Raw genomic sequence first — 16533 nt, 5'->3', positions numbered from 1 at the left:
CATGCTAAGTGACTATTTTGATGCCTACGCGCGTGATCATAAATACTATAAAGGTGGATCATGGTGCTATGAAGACGGGCTTGTCTATCGTGGGCTCGAAGCGATGCATCAGGCGACGGGCGAAGATCGCTGGCTTGACCACCTAAAGCGTTTGGTCGACGGACAACTAACCGATGCGTCATTGCCGGTTGGGTACGATCCGTCAGAATATAATATTGATCACATCCTGTCTGGGCGCGCTTTGGTTTATCTTCACGCGCAAACGGGTGATCCAAAATATATGGTTGCGGCTGATTACCTTGCGCTGCAACTGAAACATCATCCGCGTACAAAGTCTGGCGTATATTGGCATAAGTTGCGTTACCCTTGGCAAATTTGGTTGGACGGTTTGTATATGGGGCCGACATTTCAGGTGGGTTATGCGCAGGCAATCGGTGATCAGGCGATGGTGCAAGATTCGCTGACGCAAATTGCCACCGCGCTGAATACCAATCGCGACGCAAAATCAGGCCTATTCGCGCATGCATATGACGAAGCGCGAATGCAGCCTTGGGCGGATAAAAAGACGGGTCATTCTGCCGCTTTTTGGTCTCGTGCAATTGGTTGGGTTGCCATGGCGCTTGTCGATATTGCCGAAGTCGTATCAGAGCAAGAGTTCGCACCTTTGCGCCAAGACACGGTTGAATTGCTTGAGAAAATTTATGAACTACGTAAGCCCGACGGACTGTGGCTTCAGGTTATTGACCGCCCCGATCTTGTTCAAAACTATCAAGAATCTTCGGCGTCTGCGATGTTTGTATATGCGCTGGTCAAAGCATCACGGATCGGCATTTTGCCCGCCAATTATGATGAGCTCGTCGATACGCTGATTGATCAAACCGTGCGCCAACGCCCCGATGGTCAGCTAGAGATGTTTGACATGTGCTGGGTTGCTGGACTTGGTCCGTTCGAAGGGCGCTATCGTGACGGCAGCGCAGAGTATTATGTCAGCGAAAAGATTTGTTCTGATGATCCCAAAGGTGTTTCACCATTAATCACGGCCTATGCGTTATCCTTAGAAATCAAAAAGGAACGCGCCGTTGGCTAATGTTCTGCGTCCTCAATTAACTAAGGCACAAGCTGTTGAGTATTCAGCTGCCAATGTGTTGCGTTGTACAGGTGTTGCAGGAGACGAAACGGTTGATCCGTGGTGTCCATGGTTGGATGAGTTCATGGCGGGGCAGGTTGTGTGCGACCCGGATTATATTGGCACACCAGAACTGGGTTTAGCCGACGTTGTGAACCAAGCCGTGACTGAATGCGCTGGTCCTGATCGCATTTATATCGGCTTAGAGCCGGGCGAATACAAAGGTCCGGTCTTTATTCCTCAGATTACTTGGCAGGGCCGGGCTGTTCCGGTCACGATTTATGGAATGGACGCGGATCCGAGCCGCACCAAGATTTCTGCAAATGTTGATGCGGAAATGCCGGGGGAGGAATATCAAGACCGATTTGCAGGTCTGTTTACGGGACATGCCCCCGAAATTATTGCGATATTTGACCGAATTTCTGCGCACAGTAAGATCACGACGGCGAATACGTCGGTGGTGCGGGTTGAAAACGACGGTTGTCAGCTTCGAAACATGACACTGGTTAATACTTATAACGCGGATCGGTTGCCGCAGGGCGCAGACGATAGTGGTGCGACCCGCGCTGATTTTCAGCAAAGCACCGGGCAACATCAGGCTGTGGCTTTACTAGTTGCAGGTGCAGATCAAGTGCATTGTGAGAACCTGCATCTCGAAAGCTTCCAAGACACGCTTTACCTGAAATCACCTGCTCCTTTCACGACGTCACGGTCGTACTTTAAGGGCTGTAAAATCGCTGGCGATGTGGATTTTATATTTGGTCAAACGACTGCCTATTTCACCGACTGCACGATTGTGTCGCGCGGATCACGCGCGCTTCATGCGTGGGTGGCGGCACCAAGCACGAATATCCGCACATCATTTGGATTTGTGTTCAGCGCATGCACGTTTGCGCATGATGGCAGTGAAAACGCGTTGGCAGGGCGATTCAGTTTAGGGCGACAATGGTTCGAATCTGTACGGGCAACGCCGTATGGCGTGCCGTCCGTACTGGATTATACTTGTGATCTTGATCATGTGTCAGAATACAATGAACCAAATGGAACGATCAGTCGCGCCACGCTAGAAGCCGTCGGCAAGTGTGTTATTTTGCGTTCTAAAATTGGCGCGCATATCAACCCGGCAGCGCCATGGGATGACTGGAACGGGGGGACTTTCGGCCGTGATGGTGAATATACGCCCGGCGTGTGGAATGCACGGTTTCGTCCCGTACAGTTCCGCGCAGCCGATGTGACGTCTGCCCTTTCTGATTGGCTACCGGCGCAGCCTGTGGATCTGTCAGATGTTTCGCCTGATACTGTTTTTCTAGCTGAATTCGATAATCAAGAAATCTGATCAAGTCGCGCTTTCAGTTGGTTTAGCACACGTCGAACGGCGGGGCTTGGGTCGGACCCGCGTCGCTGGATTAATGCATATGCCCCAACGGACATGTCATGAGCGACATCAAGAATGCGAACATTGCTGCCGAGTTGGGCAGGATTCGTAAAAAGCTCGGCCACGGATCGCGCAATTGGTGTGATCGCATTCGTGTCACTGATTAACCCCATCGTAAGAAGAAGTGATGACGTACTCAGCACCCGCGCTGGCGGTTCTAAGTCGTGTTCAAGCAGATATGTCTCGGTTGCCGACCGCATGAGGCCGTTTGTTGCCTGCATGACCCAATCGTATGCCAAGCAGTCCTTTAGCGTTAAGTTTGTATTCCGCAAAAGTGGGTGCCCATTTCGCACAACGAGCGCGATTGGTTCCGGCCCGACGGGGCGCAATGTGACGGCACGGGGATCGGTATTTCCTAAAACACGGCCGAGATAGAAATCGAGATTATGCGCAAGCAGCGCCTCGGATAATTTGTCGGATGTATCTACCAGCACATCAAATTCAATGTCGGGATAGGTCACACGCAGTTCCCTTACGACCGGCAAGATGAGCTCTAGTCCTGGTCCGGTGACAGTTCCTATCCGTACAATTCCGCGTGCGCCGCTGTTAATAAGGCTGATTTCATCGAATGCACTGTCTAGTTCCTGAAGCGTCTTGCGGGCACGAGCGGCAAGGACATGCCCGGCTTCGGTTAAGTCGACACCGCGTGGATGGCGCTCGTACAGTTTGCAGCCAGATGTTTTTTCAAGCTCTGATAACAGTCGCGATGCGGCGGGCTGTGTCATCCCTAACTGATCCGCCGCCGTCGAGATTTGACCCGTGTCTTCGACGCATACAATCAGCCGAAGTTGAGAGAACCGAAGCCCACGTTGGATAAGTCGTGCTGTTTGACCAGTTTCAGATACAGATTTCGCCATGCGCGTTGATCACTTCATATATCAAATTATATATATCCAATGTCTAATTTCTGATTTGATTGCAATGACGAAGATTGCGACTGTCCGGCGCGTACCAAGCGTGGTGGGGATGGAAATTGATCCCACGCGAGGTGGCAAATGGACAATGCATCGGGCCTGTATTCCGTGCTGCGATGCGCCAGGGAGGAAAATATGACTGGTTTTAAGACAATTCTCGCGACCACAGCATTGGTGGCATTGGGGTCAAGCGCGATTGCGCAGGACGCAGGTTATGTTGGTATCGCGATGCCAACGAAATCATCTGCACGTTGGATCGCTGACGGCGAAAACATGGTGCAGCAGTTTGAAGCGGCCGGATACGAAGTTGATCTGCAATATGCAGAAGACGACATTCCTAACCAGCTTGCGCAGATCGAAAACATGATCACCAAAGGTGTTGATGTTCTGGTTATCGCAGCGATTGACGGCACGACACTGTCGAACGCACTGGCCAACGCGGCAGCGTCCGATATCGAAGTTGTGGCCTATGACCGACTGATCCGCGACAGCGGCGACGTCAGCTATTACGCGACATTCGATAACTTTAAGGTTGGCGTTCAGCAGGCAACAACAATCGTTGATGGTCTTCAGGAACGATTCCCTGATGACAAACCTTGGAACGTTGAACTGTTCGGGGGTAGCCCAGACGACAACAACGCTTACTTCTTTTATGACGGCGGTATGTCTGTTCTTCAGCCAATGATCGATTCTGGTGATATCGTGATCCAGTCCGGTCAAATGGGTATGGATACTGTTGGTACGCTTCGTTGGGATGGTTCCGTTGCGCAGGCGCGTATGGATAACCTGCTATCTGCCAACTACACCGACACAACAATTCACGGTGTTCTGTCGCCTTATGATGGTCTGTCGATTGGTATCCTTTCTTCGCTGAAAGGCGTGGGCTATGGATCTGGCGATATGGCAATGCCAATCGTTTCCGGTCAGGACGCCGAAGTGCCGTCTGTCAAATCCATGATCGCAGGCGAGCAGTATTCCACAGTGTTTAAAGACACTCGTGAACTGGCCCGTGTGACTGTTGGTATGGTCGAAGCCCTGTTGAATGACGGCGAGCCTGAAATCAACGACACAACAACATACGACAACGGCGTAAAAGTCGTGCCGTCTTACCTGTTAGAGCCTGTCGCAGTGACAGCTGAAAACTGGGAATCTGTTCTGCTTGAAAGCGGCTATTACACTGCCGACCAAATCGAGTAATCAACCGCTCCCGTGATGGCGAGTGTTGTTCATGCTTGCCATCAATTTGGTTCCCGCCCGGTCCCCTATTTCAAGGCGGGAACCACCTATTCTAGCTCAGACGAGAGCCGTAAATGTCAACAATTCTAGAAATGCGCGCGATCACCAAGGAATTCCCGGGTGTTAAAGCGCTTGATCAGGTGAACCTGTCCGTGGCCAAGGGTGAAATTCATGCCTTGGTCGGCGAAAACGGTGCCGGAAAATCGACCCTAATGAAGGTGCTTTCAGGTGTTTACCCACATGGCACCTACACGGGTGACATTGTTTATGACGGTCAAGTCAAAAGCTTTGGCAGCATCCGGGATAGCGAAGACGAAGGTATCATCATTATCCACCAAGAGCTGGCGCTGGTGCCGCTTTTGTCGGTGGCAGAAAACATCTTTTTGGGCAACGAGCGTGCCAACCGTGGCGTGATCGACTGGCGCAGTACCCGCAAAGGTGCCGCCGAAGTTTTGGCCCGCGTCGGATTAGACGAACACCCAGATACGATTGTCGACAACCTAGGCCTAGGCAAACAGCAACTGGTTGAGATCGCAAAGGCACTATCGAAAAACGTCCGCCTTTTGATTTTGGACGAACCAACATCGTCCTTGAATGAGACCGACAGTGAAAAGCTGTTGGACCTGCTGCTAGAGTTCAAATCTCGGGGCATTACCTCGATCTTGATCTCGCATAAACTGAACGAGATTTCCCGCGTCGCCGATACGATTACAGTGATCCGTGACGGTGCTGCTGTGTCGCGATTGGATTGCAGTGCGGGCATCAGCGAAGATGATATCATCCGCGATATGGTTGGTCGGTCGCTTGATGACCGCTACCCGCCGCGCATCCCACATGCCCGCGATGAGATCGCGATGGAGGTCAAGAATTGGTGCGTCACGCATCCGCTTCATGCCGAACGCGAAGTCGTCAAAGACGTGTCGTTTTTTGTAAAGAAGGGTGAGGTTCTTGGTATCGCTGGTTTGATGGGCGCTGGCCGTACCGAATTGGCGATGTCGCTGTTTGGGCGCAGCTATGGTGCCCACATCCGTGGCGAGGTGTCGATCAACGGTGCACCCGTGCATCTGCCCAATGTGCGCAGCGCGATTAACGCGGGGCTGGCATACGCGACCGAAGATCGAAAAACCTATGGTTTGGTGCTTGATGATACGATCCGGCGCAACGTCCCCTTGGCCGACCTTGAAGGGGTTGCGAATGGGATCGTAGTGAACAACGCCAAAGAGGTGGCTGTCGGAAACCAATATCGTGACCGACTGAATATCAAGTCCAGCTCGATTGAGCAGGAAACGGTGAACCTTTCGGGGGGCAATCAACAAAAGGTCGTTTTGTCTAAATGGCTGTTTTCCGACCCTGATGTGCTGATCCTTGATGAACCTACACGGGGCATCGATGTTGGCGCGAAATTCGAAATTTACACGGTGATCCGCGAACTGGCCGCATCAGGCAAAGCGATCATCGTTATCTCGTCTGAATTGCCCGAACTGCTGGGCATCACAGACCGACTTTATGTCATGAACGAAGGCCGTTTTGTGGGCGAAATGCCGACCGAAGACGCGTCACAAGAAAAAATCATGGCCACCATCATTAAATCAGGGGACCAGGCATGACCCAGGCAACCACCAATACCACCGACGATCAGCCCAAGATGGAGGTCAAATCAAGTTGGTCATTCCTACGCAGTCACATGCGCGAATATGGGATTCTGTTTGCGCTTGTCGCGATCATGATCTTCTTTCAGATCACGACTGACGGTATTTTGCTAAAGCCGGTCAATCTGACCAACCTGATCCTCCAAAATTCATACATCATCATCATGGCCGTGGGCATGTTGTTGGTCATTGTCGCGGGCCATATCGACCTATCCGTCGGGTCCGTTATGGGGTTTGTTGGTGCGCTTGCCGCTGTGATGATCGTGAATTGGGATATCCCTTATCCGATTGCCGCCGTGCTTTGCCTGATCGCAGGTGGGATCATCGGTATGGCCCAAGGTTTCTGGATCGCCTATCTACGCATTCCATCGTTCATTGTGACTTTGGCGGGGATGCTGGTGTTCAAGGGTCTGACACTTTGGCTGCTCGCCGGTCAATCCGTCGGCCCGTTTCCCAAGCAGTTTCAGCTAATCGCGTCCGGATTCATCCCTGACCTGTTCAATGGTGAAGATCTGAACCTGTTCTCTCTTTTCTTGGGAGTGCTTGTAGCGCTTATCATCGTGGGCTTGGCCGTGCGCAGCCGCATGGAGGCCACGAAGACAGGGAGTGTCGAAGAACCTTTTGTATTCTTTGCCGCCAAGAATGGTCTGATCTTTATCGCGCTTATCTACATGAGCTGGCTGATGGCTGACTTCCGCGGTTTGCCCAATGTGTTCATCGTAATGGCGCTGTTGATTGCGGTTTATTCCTTCATCACGTCTCGGACGACGATGGGGCGACGGATTTATGCGATCGGCGGCAATGAAAAGGCGGCGATGCTGTCTGGGATCAACAGTAAAAAGCTGACCTTCTTTACCTTCGCAAACATGGGCGTACTGGCGGCGCTGGCTGGTCTAGTCTTTGCCGCGCGCCTTAACACCGCGACCCCCAAAGCAGGTCTTGGTTTCGAACTGGACGTGATCGCGGCTGTCTTTATTGGCGGTGCGTCGATGGCGGGTGGCGTTGGTACCGTCGTAGGTGCCGTGATCGGTGCCTTTATCATGGGGGTGATGAATAACGGCATGTCGATCCTAGGGATCGGTATTGACTGGCAACAAGTCATCAAGGGCCTCGTGCTTTTGGCTGCGGTTGTCTTTGACGTTCTCAACAAGAAGAAAGGCTAATCAGATGCTGATTTCACAATACCGTAAAGCTGATGGTCGTATTCAGGTTGTCGCCCGCGACGGGACAGAGGCGTTCGAAGTAAAATCGGATCAATCGCTGTATGAAATGGCGATTGATTGCGCCGCAAAAGGCACAACACTGCATACACATATTTCCGATGTCGGTTTGGGTGCTGCTGTTGACCTTGAGGCGTTATATGCCGATGGTCGTTTGCTCCCACCTTTGACCCACCCGGACGCGGCACATCTGCATCTTACAGGCACGGGCTTGACCCATCTTGGGTCTGCGTCAACCCGCGCTTCAATGCATGCCAAAGCGGACGAAGAAACAGATTCCATGAAGATGTTTCGCATGGGTGTCGAAAGCGGCAAGCCTGATGCCGGGCAGGTCGGTGTGCAGCCTGAATGGTTTTACAAAGGCACGGGTGCAGCATTGGTCTCACCGGGTGCGCCATTAGTATCACCGTCATTCGCGTTGGATGGCGGGGAAGAGCCGGAACTGGCTGGGCTTTATATTATCGGCGCAGACGGCACGCCGTTCCGCTTGGGCTTTGCATTGGCCAACGAATTTTCGGACCACGTGACCGAACGCCAAAACTATCTGTACCTTGCGCATTCGAAATTGCGGCCCTGTTCCGTTGGCCCAGAGATGTTGGTCGGCGATTTGCCCAACAGCGTGGAAGGTACCAGCAAAATTATGCGTGGCGACGACGTAGTATTCGAAAAGCCATTCCTGTCTGGCGAAACCAACATGTCGCACACCATTGCGAACCTCGAACACCACCATTTCAAGTACGACGTGTTTCGCCAGCCCGGTGATGTTCATGTGCACATGTTTGGCACGGCGACCCTGTCGTTTGCCGATGGCATCGTTCCCCAAGATGGCGATGTGTTCGAGATAAGCGCGCCAGCCTTTGGACTACCGTTAAGAAATGCACTTTCCACCACCCCTGCGGTTAACGGCGCTGTCGCCGTCCGCAAACTATAGGAGCCGTCATGACATTTATTCCCGCTGAATGGCCCCGCAAGCTGCGTTCTCAAGAATGGTACGGGGGCAATTCGCGCGATAATATTTACCACCGTGGTTGGCTGAAAAACCAAGGTTACCCGAATGACCTTTTCGACGGGCGGCCGGTTATTGGTATCTTGAACACGTGGTCTGAATTGACCCCTTGTAACGGTCACCTGCGTGAACTGGCCGAAAAGGTCAAAGCTGGGATTTGGGAGGCAGGCGGTTTCCCTGTCGAGCTTCCTGTATTTTCAGCATCAGAAAACACCTTCCGCCCCACCGCAATGATGTACCGTAACCTTGCTGCGATGGCGGTTGAAGAAGTCATGCGCGCACAGCCGATTGACGGTGCTGTGCTTTTGGTCGGATGTGACAAGACAACGCCTAGCTTGATGATGGGTGCCGCCAGCACTGACATTCCGTCTATCGTTGTGACAGGCGGGCCGATGTTAAACGGTTGGTTCCGGGGTGAACGCGTCGGATCGGGCACCGCGCTTTGGCAAATGTCCGAAGACATCAAAGCAGGAAAAATGACCCAAGAAGATTTCCTTGAGGCAGAACAAGCCATGAGCCGTTCATCGGGTTCATGTAACACGATGGGTACCGCCTCCACGATGGCATCAATGGCCGAGGCGCTGGGCATGGCCCTGTCAGGGAACGCGGCAATTCCCGGCGTTGATAGCCGTCGCAAGGTGATGGCACAGATGACGGGTCGGCGGATCGTGCAGATGGTAAAAGATGACCTGAAACCATCCAATATTTTGACCAAAGAAGCCTTTGAAAACGCTATCCGCACCAATGGCGCAATTGGCGGTTCGACCAACGCAGTGATCCACCTTCTCGCGCTTGCTGGTCGGGTCGAAGTTGATCTGACGCTAGATGATTGGGATCGTTGCGGACGTGACGTGCCGACCATTGTGAACCTGATGCCATCTGGAAAATACCTGATGGAGGAATTCTTTTATGCGGGTGGTCTGCCTGTTGTTCTAAAACGTCTGGGCGAGGCAGGGTTGTTGCACAAAGACGCTCTGACTGTATCCGGTGATGCTATCTGGGACGAAGTCAAAGAAGCGACCAACTGGAATGAAGACGTTATTCTGCCCGTCGAAAAGGCGCTTGCCGCGTCTGGCGGGATTGCCGTGCTGAAAGGTAATCTTGCACCCAATGGTGCAGTGCTAAAGCCGTCTGCCGCCAGCCCGCATTTGATGAAACACCGTGGTCGTGCTGTCGTGTTCGAGGACATCGACGACTATAAGGCCAAGATCAACGATGATGCGCTGGATATCGACGAAAATTGCGTGATGGTCCTGAAAAACTGCGGGCCAAAGGGTTATCCCGGTATGTCCGAGGTCGGCAACATGGGGCTACCGCCCAAGGTGCTGAAAAAGGGGATCACCGATATGGTTCGTATTTCTGACGCGCGCATGTCTGGCACCGCCTATGGCACCGTTGTTTTGCACACAACGCCCGAGGCCGCAGCAGGTGGTCCGCTGGCCGTCGTTCAGAACGGAGACATGATCGAACTGGACGTCGCAGCGCGGCGGGTTCACCTTGATATCAGCGACGAAGAATTGGCAACACGACTGGCTGCGTGGCAAGCCCCTAAGAATAGTGTGGTCGGCGGCTACACACGGATGTATCTCGACCATGTCGAAGGTGCGGACACTGGTGCGGACTTTGACGTTCTAAAAGGACAACGTGGAAACGAGGTACCCCGTGACAGCCACTAAGATTGCCATTCTAGGCGTGGGCAAAATTGCCCGCGATCAACATATTCCAGCGATTGCTGGTAACGAAACGATGGAGCTTGCCGCGACCGTCAGCCGCTCCGGCGGTATTGATGGCGTGGATAACTATGCTGATATCGACGCGTTGATTGCAGGGCGTTCGGATATCGCCGCGCTATCGCTGTGTATGCCGCCGCAGCCACGCTATGACATTGCAGTAAAGTCGCTGATGGCTGGCAAGCACACGATGCTAGAAAAACCACCCGGTGCGACGGTGTCCGAGGTTCTGAAGCTTGAAAAACTGGCCAAGGCAAAGGACGTGACCCTATTTGCGACGTGGCATTCGCGTTACGGTGCTGGCGTCGCTGCCGCACGTGGTTGGCTGTTTGATAGGCAGATCACCTCGGTTCAAATCGACTGGAAAGAAGACGTGCGCCGCTGGCATCCCGGCCAAGACTGGATTTGGCAAGCAGGCGGTCTGGGTGTGTTTGATCCCGGAATCAATGCCTTGTCGATCATGACAGAAATCCTGCCTAACCCCGTGCACCTGACCGCATCGACGCTGTCGTTTCCGGAAAACCGTGCAACGCCAATTGCGGCTGATCTGACCTTTGCTGGACCCGCAGGGATGACTGTCAAAGCGGATTTCGATTGGCGTCAAGAAGGTCCGCAAACGTGGAACATCACCGCCGAAACCACGGAAGGCACGCTAAAGCTAACCGATGGCGGTGCGACGCTGGCGATAAACGGTGTGGCCCAGACCCTGCCAGAGGCAGGCGAATACCCCGGCCTTTATCACCGCTTTGCAGAATTGATCGAAGCAGGTCTTTCAGATGTGGACATCAGCCCACTTTTACACGTGGCTGACGCTTTCATGCTGGGTGATCGCAAAACAGTCGCGCCATTTCATGAATAAATTCAAGGACGAAACATGACCGATACAACTCTTACCGGACAACATCTTATTGCGGGCGAATGGGTGAATGGCGGAACGCCGTTTCAGTCTGATCCCGCTAGTGGCGAAGCAATGACTGTTCTTTGCGGTGGTCAGGCCGAAGTTGATGCTGCGGTGGAAGCTGCCGAAGACGCGTATCTGACCTATGGTTGGACCAGCCGCGAAACACGCGCTGCGTTTCTTGAGGCGATTGCTGAAGAGATCGACGCACGTGGCGATCAGCTGACGGCAATTGGTCATGCGGAAACAGGCCTCCCAGAGGCTCGTTTGCAGGGCGAACGCGGCCGCACATGTGGTCAGCTTCGTCTATTCGCGGACCACATCCGTAAGGGTGAGTGTCTTGATCGACGTCACGATGTTGCGCTGCCGGATCGTGCTCCACTTCCACGTCCTGACCTGCGCATGATCCAACGACCAATCGGTCCCGTCGGCGTGTTTGGCGCGTCAAACTTCCCACTCGCGTTTTCAACAGCAGGTGGCGACACAGCATCTGCGCTAGCTGCAGGCTGCCCGGTTGTGTTCAAGGGTCACCCCGGTCACCCCGGTACCGGCGAATTGGTTGCCCGCGCAATTGATGCTGCGATCAAAAAGACTGGCATGCCAGCCGGTACATTTGGGTTCGTACAATCAAACACGAACGAGGCAGGCACTGCTCTCGTTAAGCACCCATTGATCCGTGCGGTAGGCTTCACTGGTTCGTATGGGGGCGGTAAGGCGCTGTTCGATATCGCAATGTCGCGCCCCGAACCGATCCCATTCTTCGGCGAACTTGGCGCAATCAACCCTGTGTTTGTAATGGACAACGCATTGGCGGCACGCGGGAACGATATCGCGACAGGTTGGGCCGGATCATTAACCATGGGCGTGGGACAGTTTTGTACCAACCCGGGCGTTGTGGTTTTGACAGCTGGTGATGCGGCCGAGCAATTTGCTACGATAGCAGCCGCTGCATTGGGAGATGTCGCCCCGCAGGTCATGCTGACAGACGGAACCGCCGCTGCGTACGGACGCGGTGTTCAGGCGCTGGCTGACGCCGGCGTCGCAACTGCGCTAAATACACCAGCCGAGGCACCAGCACGTTGTGCCGCTCCCGCTGTTTTCCGCGTGTCTGGTGCCGACTGGCTGGCACATCCTGAGCTGGCGCATGAGGTATTCGGTCCTGCCGGTATTTTGATTTTCGCAGCAGATGCAGAAGAACGTCAAAAAATCGCGACACAATTGGACGGTCAGCTGACTGTCACGTTGCAGTTGGATGATGCTGACACCGACGCAGCCCGGCCATTGATGCCAGTGTTTGAACGCAAGGCAGGCCGAATTCTGGTGAACGGTTTCCCAACCGGGGTCGAGGTGGCGGATGCAATGGTTCACGGCGGACCGTTCCCTGCGTCAACGAACTTTGGCGCGACTAGCGTAGGCACAATGGCGATCCGACGGTTCGTACGCCCAGTCTGTTTCCAGGGCATACCAGAAGCACTGCTTCCTGCTGATTTGCAGGGCTAAGACAGGATGATTCTGGCGGACATCGCCAGAATCACGCAAATTCCAGCGCTACGATAGACGCAAATCTATTGTGGCGCTTTCTTGTGCGCGTTCGCGATTTATTAGCTGTCGGGAAAAACGACTTGGTGCCCAGGAGAGGACTCGAACCTCCACGTCCATACAGACACCAGCACCTGAAGCTGGCGCGTCTACCAATTCCGCCACCTGGGCAGGTGTCGTAGGGGGCGACTTAAGGTGGTGGCGCGGTGCTGTCAACGCGATTCGGCCGGAAATATGCGATAGTTAAAGGAACGTAGCATGAAACCTTTCAAATGCCGCTTGTCTGGCAATAGGTGGCCGGGTAAACCGTGGCAAACGAGCAAAGAGGCCTTGCCATGTCTAAGCTAGTCACCATTTTCGGCGGTTCCGGTTTTGTGGGGCGTTATATTGCCCGTCGCATGGCCCTTGAAGGGTGGCGCGTTCGCGTCGCTGTGCGGTCTGTGAACGAGGCGATGTTTGTCCGTCCCTACGGTGTTGTGGGGCAGGTTGAACCAATTTTCTGCAACATCCGTGATGACGCAAGCGTAGCGGCAGTTACTGAAGGCGCTGACGTGGTTGTTAACTGTGTTGGCCTTTTGGACGAGGCGGGTAAGAATACCTTTGACGCCGTTCATGCCGATGGCGCAGGGCGCATTGCTCGTATTACATCAGATTTGAACGTTGCACGTATGGTCCACATCTCGGCTATTGGCGCTGATGAAAAAGCGCCAAGTGCATATGGTCGTACCAAAGCAGCAGGCGAAGCCGCTGTACTGGCAGGATTTCCGGGTGCGGTCATATTGCGTCCGTCAATTATATTTGGCCCCGAAGACACGTTCTTTAACCGTTTCGCAAGCATGTCCCGTTTTGGTCCTGTGCTGCCAATCGTGGGCGCGAATGCGCGGTTCCAGCCGGTTTATGTCGATGACGTAGCCGCTGCTGCGACTAAGGCGGTATTGGGCGAGGCTGAAGCAGGTGTTTATGAATTGGGTGGGCCAGATGTTCATAGTTTCCGCAGCTTGATGCAAAAGATGCTGGGTGTTGTGCGTCGCCGTCGTTTGATCTTGAACATTCCGTTTTGGATTGCGCGGATCATGGCGTGGGGCTTTGGCGTTGGTCGTGCCTTGTCGTTTGGTTTGGTCAAGGGGCCAGTCACTAAGGATCAGGTTGCAAGTTTAACGGTTGATAATGTCGTCTCCGAAGGTGCCAAGGGATTGGATGCCTTTGGTATTCAGGCGACGTCGCTTGATGCTGTTCTTCCTGATTACCTGTGGCGCTTTCGTCCGTCGGGTCAGTACGACGCAATCAAAGAATCTGCGAAAAACTTAAAAGCCTAAGTATAGGCAATCCACAAAAGTATCACGCCCAACACCAGTCGATAAACGACATAGGGCGTGTAGCTTACTGCACGCAGTAGTCTCATCATCAGTGTCAGCGCAATGAGAGCGGCAAGAAATGACATCACCACGACAATGCCAATGTCGCGCAGCGCGCCCACGTCTGTCGTGCCAATAAGATCAAGGCTAAGCAGGCTGGCTGACGCAATGATAGTTGGGATCGACATTAACATCGATAGTCTTGCGGCATCTGTACGCGTGTAGCCAAGCAGGCGCCCTGCGGTGATGGTGATGCCTGACCGCGACGTGCCGGGGATAAGTGCAACAGCTTGCCAGACACCCATCTTAATCGCGTCTTTTATGGTCCATTCATCTGTTGTTTTGGCTGTGGGCCCGGTTTGGTCTGCCCAGTATAGCACCACTCCAAAGATCGTCATGGTCCATCCGATTACCGCAATTCCACGCAGGTGGTCTGATATTCCGGTAACTTTCAGGAAAAGTCCAAATACGATGACCGGAATGGTTGCGGCAATCAGACCTAAGGCCAGTTTTGCGCCTTGTGTGTCTGCCTTGCCTTGGGTTAGCCGCAGCGTGCCGCCGATAGCAACCCGAACGTCCGCCCAGAAATATAGGACAACAGCAGCAAGCGTTCCGACATGGGCCGCGACGTCGATGGTTTGTCCTTGGTCATCTAGCCCTGTCAGCGAAGGTAGTAGGATTAAGTGCCCAGACGAAGAAACCGGCAAAAATTCGGTGATCCCTTGAATAAGTGCCACAAAGAGGAGGTTAAATGTTGTCATCTGAATGTGCCCGCGATTCGCTTTTTCTCAACCTAACCTGATGGAAATTGGGGGGAAGGGAATATGTATGTCCGTATCGGACCTAATATTCGCGAATCTAAAGGTCGAATGGGCTTGATGGGGTGAATTTATTTTAATATAGGTCAGCCATGCTGACTTTTCATTTCGGAAGTTCCGATTTAAAAGGCAGTTCGCTCTGTAATACGGGAGGACGGCGTATGGCTGGCCAGAAAATGCTAAAATTCACTGCGGTCGACCGCGAGATGCCGGAAAAGCGTCCGCCGAATTTGCGTAAGCAGGATTTTGGTGAAATCTACGCCGAGTTCGCGACTGCGAAAGCAGCCGAGCAAGCGAGCCGTTGTTCTCAGTGTGGTGTGCCGTATTGTCAGTCGCACTGCCCGCTGCACAACAACATCCCGGACTGGCTACGCCTAACTGCCGAAGGTCGTCTGGAAGAAGCCTATGAGATTTCTCAGGCAACAAACACTTTCCCAGAAATCTGTGGCCGCATTTGCCCGCAGGACCGTTTGTGCGAAGGTAACTGTGTGATCGAACAGTCTGGCCACGGTACTGTGACCATCGGTTCGGTTGAAAAATACGTAACTGACACAGCGTTCGAGGAAGGCTGGGTGAAGCCAATCCGTCCAACCGCTGAGCGTTCAGAAAGCGTTGGCATCATTGGTGCTGGCCCGGGTGGCTTGGCTGCGGCAGACATGCTGCGTCGTCAGGGTGTTCAGGTCACTGTTTATGACCGCTATGATCGTGGTGGCGGTCTTCTTACCTACGGTATTCCCGGCTTTAAGCTGGAAAAAGACGTGGTCATGAAGCGCATGGCCCAATTGGAAGACGGCGGCGTACAGTTTGTTTTGAACTGCAATGTCGGCGAAGACCTTTCCTTTGACGCGATCCGTGGCAAACACGACGCGGTTCTGATTGCGACAGGTGTATATAAAACACGTGATCTGCCGGATTCCGATGCCGAAGGTATCGTGAACGCGATCGACTTTTTGACAGTGAGCAACCGCCAAAGCTTTGGCGACGTTGTGCCTGAATTCGACAGCGGAGAGCTGAACGCAGCTGGTAAGCGCGTCGTCGTGATTGGCGGCGGTGACACGGCTATGGACTGTGTCCGAACATCTATTCGTCAGGGCGCTGAAAGCGTGAAATGTCTGTATCGTCGTGACCGTGCCAACATGCCCGGTTCTCAGCGCGAGGTTCAGAACGCCGAAGAAGAAGGCGTAGAGTTTGTTTGGCTGGCGTCCCCAGATGGGTTCGAAGGTGAACCTGTTTCCGGCGTAAAGGTGCAAAAGATGCGTCTTGGCGCACCCGATGCGACTGGCCGTCAAGCACCCGAAGTTATCGAAGGCGCTGACTATGTTGAACCTGCTGACCTTGTGATTAAGGCGCTTGGCTTCTCGCCAGAGGATCTTCCGACGCTTTGGGGGACCGAAGGTTTGGAAGTCACCCGTTGGGGCACCGTCAAAGCCGAGTTCGGCACAGGCGCGACCAGCCTTGAAGGCGTTTATGCCGCAGGTGACATCGTGCGCGGTGCGTCGCTTGTTGTGTGGGCCATCCGTGATGGACGTGACACAGCCACTGCAATCTTGGACTATCTGAACGAGGCTGCCGCCGTCGCAGCCGAATAAACTTCGCCACATCACTAT

13 protein-coding genes and 1 tRNA gene are annotated in these 16533 nt (G+C 53.6%); 11 read left to right on the top strand and 3 right to left on the bottom strand.

Annotated elements, in window-relative coordinates; translation table 11 throughout:
• The first annotated feature begins 1 nt into the window (after position 1).
• Positions 2-1087 carry a glycoside hydrolase family 88/105 protein gene (locus CLV80_RS09365; protein WP_106357308.1) on the top strand — a complete coding sequence of 362 codons (1086 nt, stop codon included), beginning with the start codon at positions 2-4 and terminating at the stop codon, positions 1085-1087.
• On the top strand, positions 1080-2462 hold the full coding sequence (locus CLV80_RS09360) for a pectinesterase family protein (protein ID WP_106357306.1): 1383 nt from the start codon (positions 1080-1082) through the stop codon (positions 2460-2462). The genes CLV80_RS09365 and CLV80_RS09360 overlap by 8 nt, the downstream gene beginning before the upstream one ends.
• On the opposite strand, the gene CLV80_RS09355 is transcribed toward CLV80_RS09360, so the two are convergent.
• Entirely contained in the window at positions 2450-3418 is a 969-nt protein-coding gene (locus CLV80_RS09355; RefSeq protein ID WP_106357304.1) for a LysR family transcriptional regulator, read from the bottom strand. The genes CLV80_RS09360 and CLV80_RS09355 overlap by 13 nt on opposite strands.
• A gap of 192 nt (positions 3419-3610) precedes the next feature.
• On the opposite strand from CLV80_RS09355, the gene chvE reads away from it, so the two are divergent.
• From chvE to CLV80_RS09320, 7 genes are all read left to right on the top strand, one after another.
• Positions 3611-4672 carry a multiple monosaccharide ABC transporter substrate-binding protein gene (gene chvE / locus CLV80_RS09350; protein ID WP_106357302.1) on the top strand — a complete coding sequence of 354 codons (1062 nt, stop codon included), beginning with the start codon at positions 3611-3613 and terminating at the stop codon, positions 4670-4672.
• A gap of 113 nt (positions 4673-4785) precedes the next feature.
• Positions 4786-6318: a multiple monosaccharide ABC transporter ATP-binding protein gene (mmsA, locus tag CLV80_RS09345; RefSeq protein WP_106357300.1), complete on the top strand. Its 1533-nt coding sequence runs from the start codon at positions 4786-4788 to the stop codon at positions 6316-6318.
• Complete coding sequence (gene mmsB / locus CLV80_RS09340) at positions 6315-7523, top strand: multiple monosaccharide ABC transporter permease (protein ID WP_207766548.1); 1209 nt, start codon at positions 6315-6317, stop codon at positions 7521-7523. Before mmsA ends, mmsB begins: the two co-directional genes overlap by 4 nt.
• A gap of 4 nt (positions 7524-7527) precedes the next feature.
• Positions 7528-8511, top strand: a complete 984-nt coding sequence (gene araD1 / locus CLV80_RS09335; RefSeq protein WP_106357298.1) for an AraD1 family protein — start codon at positions 7528-7530, stop codon at positions 8509-8511.
• Positions 8512-8519: 8 nt separating this feature from the next.
• Positions 8520-10262: an L-arabinonate dehydratase gene (araD, locus tag CLV80_RS09330; RefSeq protein WP_106357296.1), complete on the top strand. Its 1743-nt coding sequence runs from the start codon at positions 8520-8522 to the stop codon at positions 10260-10262.
• On the top strand, positions 10249-11175 hold the full coding sequence (locus tag CLV80_RS09325; RefSeq protein WP_106357294.1) for a Gfo/Idh/MocA family protein: 927 nt from the start codon (positions 10249-10251) through the stop codon (positions 11173-11175). Before araD ends, CLV80_RS09325 begins: the two co-directional genes overlap by 14 nt.
• A gap of 15 nt (positions 11176-11190) precedes the next feature.
• Positions 11191-12714 (top strand): aldehyde dehydrogenase (NADP(+)), encoded by a 1524-nt coding sequence (locus tag CLV80_RS09320; protein ID WP_106357292.1) that lies wholly within the window; start codon positions 11191-11193, stop codon positions 12712-12714.
• Between the two features lie 123 nt (positions 12715-12837).
• Here the strand turns inward: CLV80_RS09320 and CLV80_RS09315 are convergent.
• Positions 12838-12924: transfer RNA gene (locus CLV80_RS09315), tRNA-Leu, on the bottom strand.
• Between the two features lie 164 nt (positions 12925-13088).
• On the opposite strand from CLV80_RS09315, the gene CLV80_RS09310 reads away from it, so the two are divergent.
• Positions 13089-14069 (top strand): complex I NDUFA9 subunit family protein, encoded by a 981-nt coding sequence (locus tag CLV80_RS09310; RefSeq protein WP_106357290.1) that lies wholly within the window; start codon positions 13089-13091, stop codon positions 14067-14069.
• Here the strand turns inward: CLV80_RS09310 and CLV80_RS09305 are convergent.
• Positions 14066-14869, bottom strand: coding sequence for an undecaprenyl-diphosphate phosphatase (locus CLV80_RS09305; protein WP_106357288.1), 804 nt, complete (start codon positions 14867-14869; stop codon positions 14066-14068). The two genes, CLV80_RS09310 and CLV80_RS09305, sit on opposite strands and share 4 nt — an antisense overlap.
• Positions 14870-15087: 218 nt before the next feature.
• On the opposite strand from CLV80_RS09305, the gene CLV80_RS09300 reads away from it, so the two are divergent.
• Positions 15088-16515, top strand: a complete 1428-nt coding sequence (locus tag CLV80_RS09300) for an NAD(P)-dependent oxidoreductase (RefSeq protein WP_106357286.1) — start codon at positions 15088-15090, stop codon at positions 16513-16515.
• The last annotated feature ends 18 nt before the right edge of the window (positions 16516-16533 follow it).

Origin of the sequence: Yoonia maritima (genome assembly GCF_003003285.1) — a bacterium.
Classification (GTDB): Bacteria; Pseudomonadota; Alphaproteobacteria; order Rhodobacterales; family Rhodobacteraceae; genus Yoonia; species Yoonia maritima.
Note: the sequence above shows the minus strand (reverse complement) of the source record. Positions and strands in the feature narration are given on the sequence as shown.